This window comes from Micromonospora salmantinae, assembly GCF_022230905.1.
GTDB lineage: Bacteria > Actinomycetota > Actinomycetes > Mycobacteriales > Micromonosporaceae > Micromonospora > Micromonospora salmantinae.
Window position 1 is genome coordinate 245,806 of the sequence record NZ_JAKKFG010000043.1, and the last position, 18,303, is coordinate 264,108.

Here is an 18,303-nt window from a genome sequence, read left to right on the forward strand (position 1 = left end):
GCATGTCGGAGCACTCAGCGAACCCCTCATCGACGGTCGCCGCAAACGGCCGTCCCCTGGCGGTCAAGGCCGTCATCCCGGCCGCCGGACTGGCTACCCGGTTCCTGCCGGCCACCAAGGCGGTGCCCAAGGAACTGCTGCCGGTGGTGGATCGGCCGGTGTTGCAGTACATCGTCGAGGAGGCCACGCAGGCTGGCATCGGTGACGTGTTGCTGATCACCGGTCGGGGTAAGACGTCGATGGTGGACCACTTCGACCGTCGCCCGGACCTGGAGACCAGGTTGGAGGAGAAGGGTGACTCCGAGCGGCTGGCCGCCGTACGTCGGCCCAGCGAGCTGGCCGAGATCTACACAGTGCGGCAGCCCGAACAGCTCGGGCTCGGCCACGCCATCGGGTACGCCGAGTCGCACGTCGGCGACCAGCCCTTCGCGGTGCTGCTCGGCGACGAGTTCGTCAAGCCCTCGGAGCCGCTGCTGCCGGCCATGCTGGAGTTGCAGGCCCGCACCGGCGGTGTGGTGCTCGCCTTCTTCGAGGTCGACCCGTCCGAGACCAAGCGGTACGGGATCGCCTCCGTCGAGCCGGCCGAGTCGGAGCTGACCGACATCGGCGAGGTCGTCAAGGTGACCGGGATGGTGGAGAAGCCGCAGCCCGAGGACGCCCCGAGCAACCTCGCCGTGCTCGGCCGCTACGTGTTGCCGGGCAAGATCTTCGACGCGATCCGGCGGACCAAGCCGGGCAGCGGCGGCGAGATCCAGCTGACCGACGCGATGGAGCTGCTGCGTACCGAGGGCGTCCCGGTGCACGCGATCGTCTACCGGGGCACCCGCTACGACACCGGCATGCCGCTGGGGTACCTCCAGACGGTGGTGCAGATCGCCGCCGAGCGCGAGGACCTGGGCGCCGAGTTCCGGTCCTGGCTGGCCGACTTCGTCAAGGCCGACGCGGCAGGCGGATCTGGTACATGACCGCGACGGCCGACGCCGAGGCGGCCGCGAACGAGTTGACGCCGCTCGCCGACTACCTGGGCAGCGTGCTGCGCAGGTTGCGCGCGCTGCCGCCACTCGACCTCGACCTCACCCAGGCGCACGGCAACGTCCTCGCCGAGGACGTCGTCGCGCCGCACGCCTTCCCGGCCTTCGACCAGGCGGCCGTGGACGGCTACGCCGCGCGCTGGGAGGACATTTCCGGAGGGGGCCGGGGGCCGAGCTACGTCCCGGCCCCCTCCGGCACGCCAGGCGGCCGCACCATCCGGCTCAACGTGGTCGGCGATCTCGGCGCCGCGAGCTGGCGGCCGGTCCGGCTCACCCCCGGCTCGTGCTTCTCGGTGGCCGCCGGGGCCCCGCTGCCGGTCGCCGCCGACGTCGTGGTCCCGGTGGAGTGGACCGACCAGGGCATGGCCGCGGTGGAGATCTTCCGCACCCCCAAACGGGGGTACGGGGTACGCCGAGCGGGTGAGGAACTGCCCGCCGGCACCCTGCTCGCTCGGGCCGGCACCTACGTGTCCCCGGCCCTGGTCGCCGTCTTCGCGGCGACCGGCATCGGGCATGTGGTGGTCCGGCCCAGCCCACGGGTGGTCATCGTGGCCACCGGTGACGAACTCGTCGACGTGGGCCGGGGCAGTCAGCCCGGTCAGGTGGTAGATGCGAACTCGCACGCGCTGACCGCCGCGGCGGCCGAGGTGGGCGCGCTGGCGTACCGGGTGGGGATCTGCGACGACGACCCGGAGGGGCTGCGCGGGCTGTTGGAGGATCAGACGCTGCGCGCCGACCTGATCATCACCACCGGCGGCACCGGCACCGGCCCCGGAGACATGGTGCGTCGGATCCTCTCCCGCCGTGAGGGCGGTCGCGCCGGGCCGGTCACCTTCACCGACGTGGCGCTCTATCCCGGCACCGCGCTCGGGTTCGGCACTGTCGGCGCCGAGGAGGTGCCGGTGGTCTGCCTGCCCGGCGACCCGGGCGCCGCGCTGATCGGCTTCGAGGTGCTGGCCCGCCCCGCCATCCAACTGCTCGCCGGCGCCGAGCCGGTGTTCCGACCCAGTGTGCGGGCACACCTGCTGGAGACCGTGTCGTCGCCGACGGGGCTGCGCGAGTTCCGGCCGGCGCACGTCGCCGAGCGACGCGGCGGTGGGTACACGGTCCAGCCGCTCAGCGGCGGACCGTTCACCCTCTCCGGGTTGGCCGAGGCCAACGGGCTGCTGGTGCTCGGCGAGCGGGTCACCACGGCCGCGGCCGGCTCCACGGTGGACGTCCTGCTGCTGGACCGCCGCCGGTGACGCGTGCCGGCCGGTCCGTTCGCGGCCCGCGTCGGATGATCGTCGGATCTCTGCGGTGAACGCGGTGGGGCCACTTGCGCGCGACACGGTCCCGCGCGGGAGACTGTGCGGGTGAGTCTCTTCGGACCCGCGCGGGCACCGGGCTGGCCGGTGGAGCTGGCCGACGGCCCAGTGCTGCTGCGGCCCTACCGGCGCTCCGACGCGGCGGCGTGGTCGGAGGTGCGGCGGGCCAACCGGGCCTGGCTGGCCCCCTGGGAGTCGTCACTGCCCGGCGGTTGGGACGAGATGAACTCGCCGGCCGCGTTCCGCTGGGTGCACCGTGACCAGCGGCGTTCGGCCCGCGAGGGTGAGGGCATGCCCTTCGCGGTCTGCCTGCGTGAGTCCGACCGGGACCGGCTGGTCGGGCACATCAACGTGGGCACCATCGTGCGGAGGGCCCTCTGCTCCGGGTACGTCGGCTACTGGGTGGACGCGCGGGTCGCCGGCCGGGGCGTGATCCCGACGGCGCTGGCGCTCGCCGTGGACCACGCGTTCGGCCCGGGCGGGCTGCACCGGGTGGAGGTGAACATCCGTCCGGAGAACCGGCCGTCCCGGCGGGTCGTGGAGAAGTTGGGCTTCCGCGAAGAGTCGTACCACGTGCGCTACATGCACATCGACGGCGCCTGGCGGGACCACATCGGGTACGCGATGACGAGTGAGGAGATCGCCGCCGAGGGTGGCCTGCTGGCCCGCTGGTACCGGGTTCGCGCCAACGCGCGGTAGGAGGATTTCCCGACATCCGCCCACTCGTCCCACGGACGGGATCGGCGCGGCGCGGTGGCATCCCGGTCGGTGCGCCGTAACCTCAAGTAACTGCAAGCTGCGGCAAGCGCTCCCCGGCCGGACGATCCACGCGCCCAGGCGTGATCGATGGAAGATCCTGCGGTCGGATGGCGGTTGCTTCGAATTCGGTGACGGGAGGGGTGAGGGTGCCGACCTCGGTGCTCCTCGCCGTCCTCGCCGCCGCCGGCCTGCTCGCCCTGGCCCCGGCGTTGGTTCGCCGGTACGACGCCACCGAGCGGTTGGTGGCGGAGCGGGCGCAGTCGACGGCGCGGGTGCTCCAGCGCCGTCGGCGGCGCCGCACTGTGCCGGGACGGCGACCCGTCCATCCTCCACGCTCACTGATCGTCACCCTCAGTGAAGACGCGACTACCGGCGCGTTGAGCGCGCCGGTCTCCGCGCCACCGGCCGGCCGCCGCTCCGGTCGACTGCGCGCCGTGCCCGCCGCGCCGAAGCGGCCCCGTCGCCGCCCGCCGCCGCGCCGACAGCACACCCCCGCCGTGTACCGGCGTCGCCGGGTGCTCGCCGCCCTGCTCCTCCTCAACGTCGTCGAGCTGGTCGGCGTGCTGTTCGTCAGCCCCGGCTTCTGGGTCGGCTTCGGGGTCACCTTCCTGCTCCTGGCCCTGTACGTCGTGCACCTGCGGGGTCAGGCTCTCGCCGGGCGTCGCCGCCGCCGCGCCCGAGCCCGGGAGGCCGCCTGGTTGGCCGCCCGGCAGGCCGAGGTGCGCCGGGAGCAGGCCCGCCGGGCCGCAGCCCGCCGGGAGGCGCAGCGCCGCCTCGCCGCCCAGCGCGAAGGGGTACGCCGAGCCGCCATGGGCCTGGACCGGCCGGGAGACCTGCCGGCTGCGGTCAACGGTGGATCGGTCTCGTACCGGCGGTCGGGCGGCCTGCGCGGCCGCCCCTACGAGGCCGGCCGAGGCGCCTGACGCGGTCCCGGCCGCGCCTGGCCGGGGGCGGATTCGCGGTGGAGGCCGACGACCTGTTAGCCTTGCTGCCGGCCCGCCCGGTGTAAGCCGGGTGGGACCGAAGCCGGTTCGCCGGCGGGGGGCTGTGGCGCAGACTGGTAGCGCACCTCGTTCGCATCGAGGGGGTCAGGGGTTCAAATCCCCTCAGCTCCACCCCAGGTCAAAGGCCGTTTCCGCAAGTCGGAGACGGCCTTTTCGATCTTCCGGGTGACAAGCCGTGCCCATCACGTACGCCCCATCGACACGTCGCGTGGCCACCCGCCGAGATTCGCGAACTGGCGAAGGTAGCGCTCGCATCTCTGGGTGAACTCGCCCGGCTCAGGTGGCAGTCGAGTCGCCGTGATCATGTGGCGCGGGTGGGTGTGGCCCGGCTGTAGGAGCTGGATCTGGTCGTCGGTGAACTGGCCGCCAGTGCGGTCGGCGACGGCAAGTGCCATGGCCAGCGCTACCACGACACTCACGCAGGTGCGGTAAGGGCTGAAGACGGCCTCTGGGACACAGCCGGTCTCCGGCTCGTGGTCGATGACCAGGAGCCAGGCACCGTCCTCGAACCCCGAGACGTCGATCTCAAGGTGGATCGAGCCTGGCATTCCGTTGGGCTGGCGTTCAATGCGGTCGCCGATGGTGGTGGACAGGAGTTCCGCCGCGTCGAGGCGGCGACCGGAAGTGACGCGGCGTCCCCGCTCGTAACGTCGGTCGGTGAACAGGCTCAGCTCGGGTGTCGTGTCCAGGCCGAGGAGTTCGGCCAGGGTGGCCCGTGTGGCGATCACCATCTCGGCGAGCGAGATGGGCCGGGCCAGCGTTGCCTCAAGATCGACTGACACTCGAGCCTCCGGTCTCGTCGGGTGGTCCGGTGGCCAGTGCCATGCCCTAGGAGAAGCGTTCGGTCGTCACGGGTATCAAGCCGTGCTGGCGCAGGACGTTCGTCAGCTCGGACAGGGCCGAGCCGAGCAGCATGGTGGCGTCGGTCCTCAGTAGTGCGGTCACGTCGAGACACCAGGCGAGCGAGTGCCCGACGCGGCGCAGATCCCAGGTGATCTGGTCGCCGTGCATGTCGAGACGACCGGTCGCGGCGGATGCGCCCGTGCCGCCCGCTGGTGTCCGCCAGGCCGTCCGGAGGCTCGCCACCTGCTCGGCGCCGAGATCCTTGGCGAAGAGGACCCGGTACACCCGTCGCTCGTGGAAGCCGGCCGGTGGCTGCGCCGGGCCGAGCCGCAGCGGCGGGGCGGTGGCGATCGGTTGACGGTCGAGGAAGTGCGTCCGAAGCACCGGCTCGTTCGGCAGTTGCCCGCCACCGAGCGCGCGGTAGACGTCCTCGGCCTCCCGGCGGGAGGTGGGGAGCACCCGCCCCAGCACCTCGGGGTCGGCGCGCATGCCGCGGCTCAATGTGGCGGAACTCCACCAGCCGGCCTCCGGCGTCCAGCCGGCGCTGTCCAGCCCGGTCGTCGTGTAGTCGTGGTGGCGAGCGAACTCCTCGACGACGATCCCTTCCACAGTGGTGGCCGGGCTGCGGTCGTCGAGTCGAGATAGGACCAGGTAGTAGTCCAGGGGCGGTCCCGCGTCGGGCACCAGCACGGGTACGGCCCGCAGCGGCTCGGTGGTCATCAGCACAACCTAGCGAAGGAGAACGGTTAGCATCCGGACCTCTACGTGAGGAGCCCAGATGACTTCGGTGGCCCAGACCCGGTTCGGCATCGTCGGCAGCGGCTGGCGAGGTGAGTTCTTCCTTCGCCTGGCCCGGTTGCTCCCCGAGCGGTTCCGGGTGACCGGGGTGGTGACGCGTACCGAATCGCGGGGAGCCGCCGTGACGGCCGACTGGGGCGTGCCGACCTTCCGCACGACGGCGGAGTTGCTCGCCCACGAGCGGCCGAACTTCGTCATCGTGTCGGTGCCGTGGCCGGTGACACCAGAGGCGACCCGGGAGTTGGTGGCGGCCGGCGTACCGGTGCTCGCCGAGACGCCGCCCGCCCCCGACCTGGCGGGTCTGCGCTCGCTCTGGGCCGACGTCGGAGGCAGCGGCCTGGTGCAGGTCGCCGAGCAGTATCTGCTGATGCCCGGGCACGCGGCGCGTTTGGCGTTGGTCCGCGCCGGGGTGCTCGGTGAGCCGACCTCGGTCCAGATCTCCTCGACCCACCTGTACCACGCGGTCTCACTGATCCGGGGTCTGCTCGGCGTCGGTCATGAGAGCGCCGAGGTGAGCGCGCGCGCCTTCGTCGCGCCGCTGGCCAATCCACTCTCGCCGGCCGGCTGGAGCGGCGACGACACCCCGCAGCAGCTCTCCACCACCCTCGCGACCATCGACTTCGGCGGGCGGATGGGGCTGTACGACTTCACCGACAACCAGTGGTGGAACCCGCTGCGGACCCGCCGGTTGGTGGTCCGGGGCTCGCTCGGTGAGCTGGTGGACGACCGGGTGGTCCGCCTGGTCGACCCGAGCACACCGGTGGAGTCGCTCCTGACCCGGCGGCAGACCGGTCTCGACCTCAACCTGGAAGGGCTCGACCTCAAGCACATCAGCTTCGACGGCGACGTGGTCTACCGCAATCCGTTCGTCGGCAGCGGACTGTCCGACGACGACATCGCGGTCGCCGACATCGTCGCCCGCGCGGGGGCATGGGCGCGGGAGGAGGGCCCGGCTCCGTACCCGCTTGCCGAAGCCTGCCAGGACCACCTGATCAGCCTCGCCATCGAAGAATCGGTACGCACCGGCCGGCCGGTCGTCACCGCCACCGAGGCATGGGGGCGGTAGCTCCGGCGGACCCATTTCTGTCCCTTGGCCGACAGTTCGCAACCGTGAAGCCAGCTCACCTGTGAAGCCGGGTATCAACCGAATGCCCGGGAGCACCCGGGCCCCACACGGGGAGCAAGGATGAATCGAAGCACTCGACGCCGGATGCTCGCAGCCACCGCCACCGGTCTGCTGGCCACCTCACTCGGCGTCGCTGTTTCCGCGACCGCGACCGCCGCGCCCGGCGGGGCCGCCCTCCGCACCTGCAAGATCAGTACGCTGCCGTACCCGACCGACACCTATCGCGCCGACGCGAACGCGGTCGACCCGACGGGTCGCTACGTCGCGGGCACCGCGCTGCGGGTCGGTGAGACCGAGAACCAGTACCTGCTGCTGTTCTGGGACGGGCAGCGGGTCACCGAGCTGGAGTCGGAGGGCTCGGCCACCCCCGTCGACATCAACGCCGACGGCGTCGTGATCGGCAACGGATCGGCGGAGACCGGGTACGGGCAGCCGTGGAGGTACCGCGCCGGCAAGCTCGAGCAGTTGCCGGTGCTGCCGTCCACCGGCATCTTCGTCAGCGCCATCAACGATGCCGGCGACATCGTCGGCTACGGCTCCGACATCGTCCCCGGGGAACTGGTCGCGCTGCGCTGGCCTGCCGCCCGTCCGGGCACGGTCGAGGTGCTCGACGCCCCCGTCGACGCCCAGGCTGGTGGGATCACTGACAACGGGACCATCGTCGGCAGCGCCGGGCCCTTCGGAGACTGGAACAGCTGGGTCCGCCGGCCGAACGGCCGGATCGACGCGCTCACGTTTCCGGGTGCCGAGTGGAGCACGGCCGGCGCGGCGGCGGGCCGCTGGGCGATCGGCCAGGCATGGCTGGGCGGCACCACCTCGACCAGGGTGCGGTGGGACCTCCGCAACGGCTCGCACACGTTGCTCGACCAGGAAATGCCGGCACTGACCGGCATCAACGCCAAGGGCGTCGTGGTGGGTGGTGACCGCGTTGCCAGGGGCTCCACCTCCCGGGTCCTGCCGGGCGGCGGCGAAGGGGTGGCCGTCGGGGCGCGGTCCATCTCCGACTCGGGCACCATCGTCGGGTTCCGCAACGTCCTCGCCGACCGGGTGACTCCGGTGCGCTGGACGGGCTGCTGACCCACCGACTCTCCCGCCGCGTGGGGCCGGCCCGGACGGGTCGGCCCCACGTCGCGTCAGCGCGTCGGCTTCCAGGAACCGGCGGTCTGGAACTGGTCCTGGTATTCCAACGCGCCCGAGGTGTCGTGCACGTCGAACACGACGCTGCCGGTGCGTCTGGTGCCGGCGGTCAGGTCGTCGACGGCCGGCATCGGTTTGCCGCAGCCGGAGAAGGCTCCACCGATCGCTGTGGTCTTGGTGCCGTCGGCGGCGACCCACTGGAAGTAGAGCGGGTTCGTCGACACGGTGCCCTTGGTGACAGCAACCGTCACGTCGGCGATCACGTACATGCCCTCGCCGGGCTTCAGCCCGTGGGCCTTGCAGGGTTTGGTGGCGCTGCTGAACTTCGTCACGGTGATCTCGACGGTGCCGGCCTCGTTGTTGACGACCAGGGTGTCGCCCGGCGACAGGTCGCGGGTGTCGCCGTTCGCCGGCGGCGGGGTCGGTGGGGTGGCCTGTGCCTCGCTCACAGTTGTCGAGGTGCCTTTGGCGCCGATGACGACCGCCACGATGCCGCCGGCGCAGGTGAGCAGGGTGAGTACGGCCGCGGTGACCGCGACGACAACGACGGACTTCTTGGCGCGGTCGGTCTGCGCCGGTGGTGGTGCGATGATCGGGTAGCCCGAGCCACCGGGTGCCCGATATCCGCCGCCATCGCCCGGGTGCCCGCCCGCCGCCGGGTACGCGGCCCCCGAGAACGGCGGCTGCGGTGTCGCCGCGAACGAGCGGGTCGGCGACTGCGGGTTCGGCTGTCGGGGATCGTGCGGCCTGACGCGGGGCTGGGGGTGGGTCACCGTACTCCTTGACGCTTCGGTACGTGCGGTGCGGGGAACTCTTCGACGTTACCGTGGGTGGCGGAACGCTCAGTGGCCACGCTGGAGGGCTTTCCATCGCGAGGATACGAAGTCGCTCTGGCCAGCGTGGACGGTGTTCAGTCGGTCACCGAACGCCAATGTGGATCGGTATTCCATTCATCGCTATGAGTAACCAGACGAGGTCAACGTGCCGGAAGTGCGGCGGCGGTGCGGACCAGACCGTCGGCGATCACGAAGCGGCCGCTGATCGATGTCGGTGGGTTGTCGACCCCCGCCGCGTACACCCGGGCCGGGGCGATCCGGGCAGTGAACGTGCCGGCATCGGGGTCGATGTCGAGTAGGGCGTCGTGGAAGTCCAACCAGCCGTGGACGATCGGATGCCACACCTTGTAGACGGTCTCCTTCGCACTGAACAGCACGACCGGCCAGTAGGTGCCGCTGGGCAGCCGTGCGCAGGCGGCCTCCTCCTCGGGCAGCAGCACGAGTCTGCGTACTCCCGGATTGACCTCGCGGTGCTGCTCGGCATCCATCCCGACGGACCGGATGTCGGTGGTGTGCGCCGCCGCTGCGGCGCAGTAGCCGGCGGTGTGGGTGATGCTGCCGACCACCCCGGCCGGCCAGACCGGCGCGCGGTCGGCGGCGGCCGGCACTGCGGTCGTCGGCAGGCCCAGGTCGCGCAATGCCCTGCGGGCGCAAATCCTTCCCGCGGCGAAGTCCCGCCGACGGGTCTGCACCGCCTGCTCACCGAGACATGCCTGCTCAGCGGGGAGCAATTCGCCCGTCCAGTCCTCGGGCCCGGCGACGGCGACGGCGACCGTCGATGGCAGCAGGTCACGCATTCCGGTGACCTACTGGTCGGTAGGAATGACGCATCGAGTTAACCGTCAAATTTCCGACTCCCACGACCGCCGAAGGTACCGCAAAGATGTAACACCGGAGGGACGCGCAGCGCTCTCCCTGATGGCTCCGGGGGGACCACCATCAATGCTGGCCGGCACGGCAGCCGCCAGTCCCGTGGACATCTGGAAGGACGTGCGATGACCGATGGCCTGGAACGGCCGGGGGTGCGGGCTGACGAACACGCCCCGAAAACCCCCTGCTGGAGCTGCGGCTCCTGTGGTGACGAGTGGCCGTGCGCGACGAAGCGCACCCGGCTGCTGGCGGAGTACGGGGGTGACCGCGCAATGCTCAGCGTCTATCTTGGCTCCTGCCTCGCCGCCGCCACCGAGGATCTGCGCGCAGCCCCGGTGATGTCGCTCCAGGATAGGTTCATCGGCTGGTTGCCGCGCGGCTCGCGGCGTAGCTGAGTCTCTGGTGGCCCCGCCGCTGGGCGGGGCCACCAGAGGTGGCGTTTCAGCGACGTCGAGGGCGTCGGGTCATCGCGAAGCCGAACACGCCGGCCACCGCGGCGAGCGCGCCGCCGATGCCGGTCCAGACCCAGCGCGAGCCGAGATCCGGCAACCAGTCCGCCAGCGAGCCGCTCTCGTCGTCGGCCTCCGCGTCCACCGGAGGTACGGCGTTGAGCACCGTGCCGGCCTTGGTGTTCGGCACCAGCGGGGCGGCCAACTCGCCGTCGTCAGCCGAGGCGCCCCGGTCGGCGATGGTGCCGACCAGCAGGTCGACGTCGATCGGCGCACCCAGATCCGGCTCCGGCAGCTCGATCACGGAGAGTCTCACGACGTAGGTGCCGGGCAGTGGGTCGGCCGACCAGGGCTCCGCCCACGACCGCACCTCGCGCAGCGTGCAGCCCAGCACCACGTTCGACGCCTTCGCGTCGACGGTCGGGGTCTGGGCCCCCGCCGTGCACGCCTGGCGTCGGCGCAGCCCGTCGAAGACGTCCACCGTCCAGGTGGAGGCGCCGCTGCGTCCCTTCGGGAAGGTGACGGTGGCGTTGATCTCGTGCACCTGGCCGGCCGTCGCCGGGAACGACCAGTAGAGGTGGTCGCCGATCGAGGCGTCCACCCGCACCGGTTGCCCGGCGGTGATCGGGGTGGCGGTGAGGAACGACGTGCCGGCACGGTTCACCGGCGTGGCACCCGGGGAGGGGGTCGGTGTGGCGGCGGCCGCAGCGGGGAGCAGAGCGGCCACGCCGGCGGCGAGCAGCGCCGCCGTCGACCGGAACAGTGCGGTACGCATCAGTTCTCCCTCCAGGTGGCGACCCACCAGCGGGTGAGCAGACCGGCGAGCAGGCCGGTGATCAGCCCGGCGATGGTGAGCAGTGCGAGCAGCGCCCAGCCCCGGCCGAGGTCCGGTCCGTCCGGTGCGGGCGCGGCGGCGACCACGTCGATGGTCAACTCCACCGGCATGCCCGGGGTGGCCGCGGTGCCGGGACGCGGGGCGAACGAGTTGCTGACCACCAGGCAGACGGTGGTGGGTTCGATGACCGGCGCGGAGCTCTGCTCGGTCTCGGCGGCATCCTCGTCGTCGGCGGTGGCCGACCAGCGCAGCCCGGCGGAGAGCACGTCGGCCCGCCCGCTGCCGGCGTCAGCGCCGCGGACGAGTTCCCGGCCGTCGGCCGCGGTGGCCCGCAGCAGCACCCCGTAGTCGCGGTTGACGGCCCGGTCCAACGCCATGCTCACCGAAGCCCGCAGCTCCTGCCCGGGGCGGATCGGCACCCGGTAGTAGCGATGCTCGGAGAACGCCTCCCGGTCGGCGTAGACGCCGGGGGCGAGCAGTGGCGCCGAGTCGCACGCGCTCGTGCCGCCGACCACGGTCGGGGCCCGGGTGTGCGTGTCTCCGGCCCGCTCGACGAGCTGTTTGATCCGGTCGGTCAGCTCCTCGGCGCTCTGCGCGGCGGTGTAGGTCCCGCCGGTCGCGCTGGCGATGCAGAGAAGTTGCCGGCGAACCTTCTCGTCGGGGGCCAGGCCGAGGGTGTCGACGACCAGGCTGGTGCCCTGGGCGGCCAGTTCCCGGGCCACCTCGCACGGGTCCGGCGGAGCACAGGTGTCCTCGCCGTCGGTGATCAGCACGATCCGCCGGGTGGTGGCACCGGTGCCCAGGTCCTGCGCGGCGGAGCGCAGCGCCAGCCCGACCGGAGTGAACCCGGTCGGGCGAAGTGTCGCCACCGCCGCCTTGGCGGCGGACCGGTCCACCGGCCCGACCGGCACGATCTGCTGGGTGTCCTGGCAACCGACCTTCTTGTCCTTGCCGCGGTAGGTCGCGCCGAGCACCCGGATGCCGAGTTGTGTCTCCCCGGGCAGCGCGTCCACCACGTCGTTGAAGGCCTGCTGGGCGACCGAGATCCGGGTGCGTCCGTCGATGTCGGCGGCGCGCATCGACCCGCTGACGTCGAGCACCAGCTCGACCCGGGGCGGCTCGGGCGCCGGCTCCTCGTCGGCCTGCGCCGGCCCGGTCAGCGCGGTGGTCGCCAACAGTCCGAGAAGGACCGCCGTCGATCGTCTGAAGTTGATCACGACCCGCAGTGTAGTGAGATCCACTTTGGATGATCGTTTGGGTGGAGGCGTGCGGAACCGACGACGCCGGCCAAGTCGGCAATCGCCCCTGACCGGCCACGCCCGCGCTCAGGGTCCACGCCGGGTCACCCTCGGTCAACTGTGTGAGGGAAGGTGTCGGCTCGGCCAGCATCCGTCGGAAATCTGACCCAAGTCGACCCGTTGTGCCGGTGGTGCGCGGTGGTTAAGCTCTTCATGCGCGCCCCAATCGCCCGCTTCCCCCGTGGCAGGCGATCGGGGCGCGCGTCTTTGTCAAGAAGGGCCCGCACGCTTCGGCGTGCGGGCCCTTCTTCCGTCGCGCTGTGCGGCGCGTCGCCTGTCGATGCTTATATCCACCGACCGTCGAGCCACATCCGGGACAGCCAGTCCGAGTAGGGAATCACCCGACCCACGAAGATCGGATAGAAGTACGCGAAACAGAGCGCCACCAACAGCACGTACGCCCCCGCCGCGATGCTGCCCACCAGTCGGCGCTCATAACTCGGGTCACCGGGCACCAGCGGCGCCACCGTACCCACGTCACCCCCGGCGGGCGCGATCAGCGCGCCCAGCACGTACACCACTGCCAGCACCAGGAACGGCACCGCCGGCGCGGCGTAGAACGAGAACATCGTCCGGCCGTCGAGGGCGAACCAGAACCACGGCAGCAGCCCGGCGGCCACGGTGAGCAGGATCGCGCCGGCCCGCCAGTCCCGACGGGCCACACCCAGCCAGGTCAGCGCCACCAGAGCGGGCAGGAACGACCACCAGAGCAGCGGGGTGCCGAGCAGCAGAATCTCCGAGGCGCAGCTCGCCGCGCCGCAGACGCCGTCGCCGGCGTAGTGGAACGCCACCGGCCGGCCCAACAGCAGCCACTGCCACGGCCACGACTGGTACTTGTGCGCGTCGTCAAGCTGGGCGTGGAAGCCGTACGCCGCGCGGTGGTACTCGAAGAGGTTGATCAGCGGACCGATCACCGGCCGGTCGCTGAGCCGGGAGCCGGGGTAGGACGACGCGAGCCGGTAGTAACCGTCGTCGGTGAGTAGCCAGCCCGACCAGGTGGCGAGGTAGGTGCCCACCATGAGCACGCCGGCGAGCACCAGCCAGGGCAGCTCGTCGACGAGCGTGTCCCGCCAGGGCCGGCGGACCCCCGCCGAGCGGCGGACGCCGACCTCCCAGAAGAGCACGAGCAGCGCGAAGGCCGGCACGAAGTACAGGGCGCTCCACTTCACCGCACAGGCGCAGCCGATCAGCACCCCGGCCGCCAGCCGCCACCACGGCCAGGTACGCCAACCGGTCGGCGGGCGGCCGGCCCGGCCCGGCTGGCTCGGATCGAGCCCGTCGTCCAGGGCCCGGGCCCAGCGTCGACGGCGGGCGTCCCGATCGAGCACCAGCGCGCCGAACGCCGCCAGCACGAAGAAGAGCAGGAAGATGTCGAGCAGGGCCGCGCGGGACAGCACCAGGTGGAAGCCGTCCAGGGCGAGCAGCAGGCCGGCCGCGCAGCCGAGCACCGTCGAGCGGAACATCCGCCGACCGATGCGGACCAGTAGCAGCACCGACAGCGTGCCGATGACCGCCGCCGAGAATCGCCAGCCGAACTCCGGCGCGGTGGTCATCAGGTGCCCGGGGACGGAGACCTTGGAATCGGCGTCCTGATAGCCGAACGCCCACTCGCCGACGCCGATCAACCACTTGCCCAGCGGCGGGTGCACCACGTACGACGGGACGTTGTCCTTGTAGTTCCACTCCACGCCACGCGAGATCAGCCCGTAGGCGTCCTTGGCGTAGTACGTCTCGTCGAAGATCTTGCCCTTCGGGCTGGACAGCCCGACGAAGCGCACGATCGCCGCGATGGCCACCACCACTGCCGTGGCCAGCCAGGAGAACCGGTCCACCTGGGTGTCGACGGTGGCGAACCGTCGCCGGACCACAGCGGCCACCCCACCGCCCTCGGCGCTCGGTGCCGTCGGCTCCTGGGTGGCACCGGGCTCGCCCGTCGCCGGGATCATCTTGTCCGGATCGGCGCTCGGGCTCTGCGCTGTCGACGCACTCGTCACCCGGCGATCGTAGGCTGCCAAGGTGTCCGGTGGCGTCCGTCGTCCCTGATACCGGTATTCCCAGCAATGAATGGAGACGAATCCGTGGGTGAAATGTCCGAAGTTGGGCGCCTGATTCTGCTCGGTGCTCCGCTCGGCAACCCCGCCGACGCCTCGGCCCGACTCCGGGAGGTGCTGATCAGCGCCGACGTGGTCGCCGCCGAGGACACCCGCCGGCTCACCCGGCTGGCCCGCGATCTCGACCTCACCGTCGGCGGTCGAATCGTCTCCTACTTCGAGGGCAACGAGGAGCGGCGCACCCCCGAACTGGTCGAGGCCATCCTCGGCGGGTACGTGGTGGCGCTGGTCACCGACGGCGGGATGCCCAGCGTCTCCGACCCCGGCTACCGGCTGGTCCGTGCCACGTTGGATGTCGGGGCGCCGGTCACCGTCGCCCCCGGGCCCAGCGCGGTCACCACCGCGCTGGCCGTCTCCGGGCTGCCCTGCGACCGGTTCTGCTTCGAGGGCTTCCTGCCCCGTACCCCCGGCGGCCGCCGATCCCGGCTGCGCGCCCTCGCAGCCGAGGAACGCACCCTGGTCTTCTTCGAGGCCCCGCACCGGATCGGGGCGACGCTCACCGACCTGGCCGACACGTTCGGGGCGGACCGGCCGGCCGCGCTCTGCCGCGAACTCACGAAGACCTACGAGGAGGTGCTCCGCCGCCCCCTCGGCGAGCTGGCCCGGTGGGCCACCGAGGGGGACCCGCGCGGAGAGATCACCCTGGTGGTGGCCGGAGCCCCGGTGACCGCTGCCGAACGCCCCGACGACGACACCCTGCGCGCCGCCGTCGCCGAGCGGGAGGCCGCCGGCCGGTCCCGCCGGGACGCCATCACCGACGTCGCCACCGAGTACGCGCTGCGCCGCCGGGACGTCTACACGATCGTGCACAGCTGACCGCTGTGGTCCGGTCCGCCGGACGGCGGGTTCACCACGCGGCGGCCAGGAAGCCGACGGTGATCAGCGCGGGGCCGGCGATGGCGGCGGCCACTGCCCAGCGGCGGTGCCGGCGACCGGGCAGCCGGGCCGACCCGGTCCACCGGACGATGCCGGCGCTGCAGGCCAGCACCACCAGCAGACCGGGCAGCCACCGCAGGTGCCGGCCCACGCCGACGTCCGCGTACGCGGTACCGCTGTCCGGGCCGGTCATCCGCGCCGGCAGCGCGGTGCCGGCCGGGCTCCCCTCTACGGGCACGCCGCTGACCCGGACACCATGGGCGATGAACCGACCGTCCTCGGCCGTGAAGATCCCCCGGCACCGCAGGGTGAGTCCGCCGCCGGAGCAGTCGTCGATCACCACGGTGCCCGTCCGGGCGTGCCCGACCGCGAGCCAGAACGGGCCGGCGCTGACCCAGGCGAAGAAGGCCGCGACCAGGCTCAGCACCACCAGCGCGGCGAGCCCGGGCAGCGGATCCGGCGGCGGGGGTGTGCGGCTTGGTGCCCGGCGCCGCGCCAGCCGGAAGCCGCGAAGCCGCGCGGGTGCCGCGTCCTTACGGACCGGGGTGCCGTCCCAGTGCACCTGCTCGATCGGTGCCCAGAAAGCGCCGTCGTCGTCCGGCGGGTCGCCGTCGGGCCCACTGTCGCGCTGCCGGCGGCCCTGCTGTCGGACCGGCACCCGACGCGGCACCGCGTCCACCGGCGCGCCGGTCGTCGGCTCCACCTCGACGGGCTCCGCGCCGGCCGGTGCCGAGCCGGCCGGCGGGCCCGACGAGCCGGGCCGGACCGGGCTGGGTACGGGTGCCCCCGGGGTCGGACGAGTCGGTGTGGGTGACGGCGCCGCCGGCGCGGGGCGGGCCGGGGCGGCGGACCTCCCCGCCGGGGTGGGCCGCTGTGCACCCGGGTCGGCGCTGGGCACGAACCGGGGCTGCGGCGCGACCCCGGCGACCCGGGACGCGGCGGGCTCGGGCCCCGGGTCGTCGCCGACCGCCGACCCGGTGGGACGGTCCTCGTGGTCCCGCGCCGCTCCTCTGCCCGTCACGACGTTCATTGCACACCGCGCCAGGAGGTGAAACGGGCAGCTGAGCCGCGTGTCGGCGACAAATCGGACCAACGGGCGAGGTGGTCGGTCCGGTCCGGCGGTCGGGCACCCCCCATTGGTTCGCGAACGCCCCGGACGGGTCACTAGGCTCACTGCTCATGAGTCACGTTCTCGCGGCAGTGGCCTGGCCGTACGCCAACGGCCCCCGCCACATCGGCCACGTCTCCGGTTTCGGCGTTCCCTCCGACGTCTTCGCCCGGTACATGCGGATGGCCGGCCACGACGTGCTCATGGTCTCCGGCACCGACGAGCACGGCACCCCGATCCAGGTGCAGGCCGACGCCGACGGGGTGACCCCGCGCGAGCTGGCCGACCGGTACAACAGGGTGATCGTCGAGGACCTGCACGGCCTCGGTCTCTCCTACGACCTGTTCACCCGCACCACCACCCGCAACCACTACGCGGTGGTGCAGGAGTTGTTCGAGGGGATGTACCGCAACGGCTACATCGTGCCGAAGACCACCATGGGCGCGATCTCCCCGTCCACCGGGCGCACTCTTCCCGACCGCTACATCGAGGGCACCTGCCCGATCTGCGGGTACGACAGCGCCCGCGGCGACCAGTGCGACAACTGCGGCAACCAGCTCGACCCGATCGACCTGATCAACCCGAAGTCGCGGATCAACGGGGAGACTCCGAAGTTCGTCGAGACCGAGCACTTCTTCCTGGACCTGCCGGCCCTGGCCGAGGTGCTGCGGCAGTGGCTGGACACCCGTGAGGGGTGGCGGCCCAACGTGCTGCGGTTCTCCCGCAACCTGCTCGACGACCTCCAGCCCCGGGCGATCACCCGTGACCTGGAGTGGGGCGTACCGATCCCGCTCGACGGCTGGCGCGACAGGTCGGACAAGCGGATCTACGTGTGGTTCGACGCCGTGATCGGCTACCTGTCCGCCTCGATCGAGTGGGCCCGTCGTTCCGGCGACCCGGACGCGTGGCGCAAGTACTGGTCCGCCGACGGCGTGGGGAAGGACGCCCAGTCCTACTACTTCATGGGCAAGGACAACATCGTCTTCCACTCGGTGATCTGGCCGGCGCTGCTCTCCGGCTACTCCGGCGAGGGCTCCCGCGACGGTGAGCCGGGCGAGCTGGGTCGGCTCAACCTGCCCACCGAGGTGGTCTCGAGCGAGTACCTGACCATGGAGGGGCGCAAGTTCTCCTCGTCCCGCAAGGTGGTCATCTACGTTCGCGACTTCCTGGAGCGCTACGACGCCGACGCGCTGCGCTACTTCATCGCCGCCGCCGGCCCGGAGAGCAACGACACCGACTTCACCTGGGCCGAGTTCCTGCGCCGCAACAACGACGAGTTGGTCGCCGGTTGGGGCAACCTGGTCAACCGGTGCGTCTCGATGGCCGCGAAGAACTTCGGGGCGATCCCGCCGGTCGACCCGGCCGGGCTCACCGAGGCCGACGAGGCGCTGCTCGCCGTCGCCCGGAGCGGGTTCACCACTGTCGGCGACCTGATCGGCCGGCACCGGCAGAAGCAGGCGATCGGTGAGGCCATGAAGGTGGTCGCCGAGGCCAACAGGTACCTCTCCGAGCAGGCGCCCTGGAAGCTCAAGGACGAGGCGGACAAGCCCCGGATGGGCACCGTCCTGCACGTCGCCCTTCAGGTGATCAGCGATGCCAACACGCTGCTCACCCCGTTCCTGCCGCACTCCGCGCAGCAGGTGCACGAGCTGCTCGGGGGCACCGGTGTGCACGCGCCGATGCCGGTGATCGAGCAGGTCGACGACCTGGACGGCGGCCCGGCGTACCCGGTGCTCACCGGGGACTACACCGTCGGCGCGCGCTGGGAGTCGGTGTCGATCGAGGCGGGTCGCCCACTGGCCGCGCCGAAGCCGGTGTTCCGCAAGCTCGACCCGTCGATCGTCGACGAGGAACTGGCCCGGCTCGCCGACTGAACGCACGACGTGCGGCGGCGGGTGCCCCGCCGCCGCGCGCC

At 71.9% G+C, this 18,303-nt stretch carries 17 protein-coding genes and 1 tRNA gene; 10 read left to right on the forward strand and 8 right to left on the reverse strand.

Annotated features, from left to right (window positions below; all coding sequences use genetic code 11):
* The first annotated feature begins 2 nt into the window (after positions 1 to 2).
* From PSH03_RS27320 to PSH03_RS27340, 5 genes are all read left to right on the forward strand, one after another.
* Positions 3 to 965 (forward strand): UTP--glucose-1-phosphate uridylyltransferase, encoded by a 963-nt coding sequence (locus PSH03_RS27320; protein ID WP_238690802.1) that lies wholly within the window; start codon positions 3 to 5, stop codon positions 963 to 965.
* On the forward strand, positions 962 to 2,275 hold the full coding sequence (locus PSH03_RS27325) for a molybdopterin molybdotransferase MoeA (RefSeq protein WP_091394702.1): 1,314 nt from the start codon (positions 962 to 964) through the stop codon (positions 2,273 to 2,275). The genes PSH03_RS27320 and PSH03_RS27325 overlap by 4 nt, the downstream gene beginning before the upstream one ends.
* 111 nt (positions 2,276 to 2,386) lie before the next feature.
* Positions 2,387 to 3,037, forward strand: a complete 651-nt coding sequence (locus PSH03_RS27330) for a GNAT family N-acetyltransferase (RefSeq protein ID WP_238690803.1) — start codon at positions 2,387 to 2,389, stop codon at positions 3,035 to 3,037.
* 200 nt (positions 3,038 to 3,237) lie between these two features.
* Positions 3,238 to 4,020 (forward strand): divisome protein SepX/GlpR, encoded by a 783-nt coding sequence (gene sepX, locus PSH03_RS27335; protein WP_210781850.1) that lies wholly within the window; start codon positions 3,238 to 3,240, stop codon positions 4,018 to 4,020.
* Between the two features lie 118 nt (positions 4,021 to 4,138).
* A tRNA-Ala gene (locus PSH03_RS27340) sits at positions 4,139 to 4,212 on the forward strand.
* A gap of 71 nt (positions 4,213 to 4,283) precedes the next feature.
* On the opposite strand, the gene PSH03_RS27345 is transcribed toward PSH03_RS27340, so the two are convergent.
* A complete protein-coding gene (locus PSH03_RS27345; protein WP_210781851.1) occupies positions 4,284 to 4,883 on the reverse strand; it encodes a hypothetical protein in 600 nt (199 codons plus the stop codon).
* 46 nt (positions 4,884 to 4,929) lie between these two features.
* Positions 4,930 to 5,664 (reverse strand): hypothetical protein, encoded by a 735-nt coding sequence (locus tag PSH03_RS27350; RefSeq protein WP_210781852.1) that lies wholly within the window; start codon positions 5,662 to 5,664, stop codon positions 4,930 to 4,932.
* Between the two features lie 58 nt (positions 5,665 to 5,722).
* Here PSH03_RS27350 and PSH03_RS27355 point away from each other — a divergent pair, with 58 nt between their 5' ends.
* Both PSH03_RS27355 and PSH03_RS27360 read left to right on the forward strand, forming a co-directional pair.
* Positions 5,723 to 6,808 carry a Gfo/Idh/MocA family protein gene (locus PSH03_RS27355; RefSeq protein ID WP_238690804.1) on the forward strand — a complete coding sequence of 362 codons (1,086 nt, stop codon included), beginning with the start codon at positions 5,723 to 5,725 and terminating at the stop codon, positions 6,806 to 6,808.
* Between the two features lie 120 nt (positions 6,809 to 6,928).
* On the forward strand, positions 6,929 to 7,945 hold the full coding sequence (locus tag PSH03_RS27360; RefSeq protein WP_238690805.1) for a hypothetical protein: 1,017 nt from the start codon (positions 6,929 to 6,931) through the stop codon (positions 7,943 to 7,945).
* 56 nt (positions 7,946 to 8,001) lie between these two features.
* Here PSH03_RS27360 and PSH03_RS27365 read toward each other — a convergent pair whose 3' ends face one another.
* Complete coding sequence (locus PSH03_RS27365) at positions 8,002 to 8,778, reverse strand: DUF4352 domain-containing protein (protein WP_238690807.1); 777 nt, start codon at positions 8,776 to 8,778, stop codon at positions 8,002 to 8,004.
* 203 nt (positions 8,779 to 8,981) lie between these two features.
* A complete protein-coding gene (locus PSH03_RS27370; protein ID WP_238690809.1) occupies positions 8,982 to 9,638 on the reverse strand; it encodes a 4'-phosphopantetheinyl transferase family protein in 657 nt (218 codons plus the stop codon).
* A gap of 198 nt (positions 9,639 to 9,836) precedes the next feature.
* On the opposite strand from PSH03_RS27370, the gene PSH03_RS27375 reads away from it, so the two are divergent.
* On the forward strand, positions 9,837 to 10,106 hold the full coding sequence (locus PSH03_RS27375; RefSeq protein WP_203122828.1) for a hypothetical protein: 270 nt from the start codon (positions 9,837 to 9,839) through the stop codon (positions 10,104 to 10,106).
* A gap of 46 nt (positions 10,107 to 10,152) precedes the next feature.
* Here the strand turns inward: PSH03_RS27375 and PSH03_RS27380 are convergent, their stop codons facing one another.
* The 3 genes from PSH03_RS27380 to PSH03_RS27390 form a co-directional block, all read right to left on the reverse strand.
* The gene (locus PSH03_RS27380) at positions 10,153 to 10,935 is read right to left on the reverse strand and encodes a peptidase (RefSeq protein ID WP_238690811.1); all 783 of its coding nucleotides are present in this window, start codon (positions 10,933 to 10,935) and stop codon (positions 10,153 to 10,155) included.
* Complete coding sequence (locus tag PSH03_RS27385) at positions 10,935 to 12,212, reverse strand: VWA domain-containing protein (protein ID WP_238690813.1); 1,278 nt, start codon at positions 12,210 to 12,212, stop codon at positions 10,935 to 10,937. Before PSH03_RS27385 ends, PSH03_RS27380 begins: the two co-directional genes overlap by 1 nt.
* Positions 12,213 to 12,577: 365 nt before the next feature.
* Positions 12,578 to 14,287 carry a dolichyl-phosphate-mannose--protein mannosyltransferase gene (locus PSH03_RS27390; RefSeq protein ID WP_238690815.1) on the reverse strand — a complete coding sequence of 570 codons (1,710 nt, stop codon included), beginning with the start codon at positions 14,285 to 14,287 and terminating at the stop codon, positions 12,578 to 12,580.
* A gap of 93 nt (positions 14,288 to 14,380) precedes the next feature.
* Here PSH03_RS27390 and rsmI point away from each other — a divergent pair, with 93 nt between their 5' ends.
* Complete coding sequence (gene rsmI / locus PSH03_RS27395; RefSeq protein ID WP_247669021.1) at positions 14,381 to 15,220, forward strand: 16S rRNA (cytidine(1402)-2'-O)-methyltransferase; 840 nt, start codon at positions 14,381 to 14,383, stop codon at positions 15,218 to 15,220.
* 31 nt (positions 15,221 to 15,251) lie between these two features.
* On the opposite strand, the gene PSH03_RS27400 is transcribed toward rsmI, so the two are convergent.
* The gene (locus PSH03_RS27400) at positions 15,252 to 16,310 is read right to left on the reverse strand and encodes a hypothetical protein (protein ID WP_372494887.1); all 1,059 of its coding nucleotides are present in this window, start codon (positions 16,308 to 16,310) and stop codon (positions 15,252 to 15,254) included.
* 149 nt (positions 16,311 to 16,459) lie between these two features.
* Here PSH03_RS27400 and metG point away from each other — a divergent pair, with 149 nt between their 5' ends.
* Complete coding sequence (gene metG, locus PSH03_RS27405) at positions 16,460 to 18,262, forward strand: methionine--tRNA ligase (RefSeq protein WP_238690818.1); 1,803 nt, start codon at positions 16,460 to 16,462, stop codon at positions 18,260 to 18,262.
* Positions 18,263 to 18,303 lie beyond the last annotated feature (41 nt).